This is a genomic window from Streptomyces sp. H39-C1 (assembly GCF_027158125.1).
GTDB lineage: Bacteria > Actinomycetota > Actinomycetes > Streptomycetales > Streptomycetaceae > Actinacidiphila > Actinacidiphila fildesensis.
The window spans coordinates 1-729 of record NZ_JAPVLS010000286.1 but is presented as its reverse complement, the minus strand read 5'-3'; the positions used below and the strand labels follow the sequence as shown (position 1 = coordinate 729).

The 729-nt window shown below is 70.2% G+C and carries 1 protein-coding gene; it reads right to left on the bottom strand.

All coding sequences use genetic code 11. The features are described 5' to 3' along the window. On the bottom strand, window positions 1–184 hold a 184-nt coding region (locus O3W51_RS48720; protein ID WP_331284175.1), incomplete at its 3' end, for a hypothetical protein. Window positions 185–729: the final 545 nt, after the last annotated feature.

Below are 729 nucleotides of genomic sequence, written 5' to 3'. Positions count from 1 at the left end.
GCGACCCGGAGGTCATCGAGATCACCGCCCGGACCACCGCCCACGACGTGTCCTGGTACCTGGAGCTGGAGTGGTCCAGCGGCGACCGGAAGGGGACGCTCCCCGTCGACCTCGGCCACGGCACGCCGTTCCGCATCAGCGCGGTGAAGGGCCGGCCGCTGTGGTCCACCCGATCGGCGGACAAGCCTGGGAGCCGAGCCCGTTCCAGCGGTGACAGCGAGCCGGCCCCGGACGTCCCGGTACTCCGGGGCCGGCCCCGGAACGACCGCTGCTCACCCGGCCTCCCCCACCTCACCTTCACCGAATCCACCGGCATCAACGCGCTCCTCCGCGCCAACCGCACCCTTCAACAAGCCGGTGGTCGAGTCGATCGGCCATCTTGCCGAAGAAGAGCGAGAGTCGTGTTGGCGGCGTTGTCGACTAAATGGCCCGTGGTGTGGCCGGGCAGGCCCGACGATAGGGCCCGCGCACCCCCAGCCCGCGGGTTCGCAAGGGGTTGCTGCGGACCTCCCCCGCAAGGGTGCGGCTTCGCCTCGTCTGGGCCGAACGGGTGGCAATTGCACCGCGCGGATCCCGCACCTCGGGAACGGGGACAACCGCTGCTAGCTTCGCGAACCTTCGGAAGACCCGAGGAGCCCCAGGAGCAGGCGGGGCCCACCGCGACGAGCGGAGACAACGGTGACAGGTACAACGAGCGACCCGGACAAACCGGAGGCTTCCCCGTTCAAG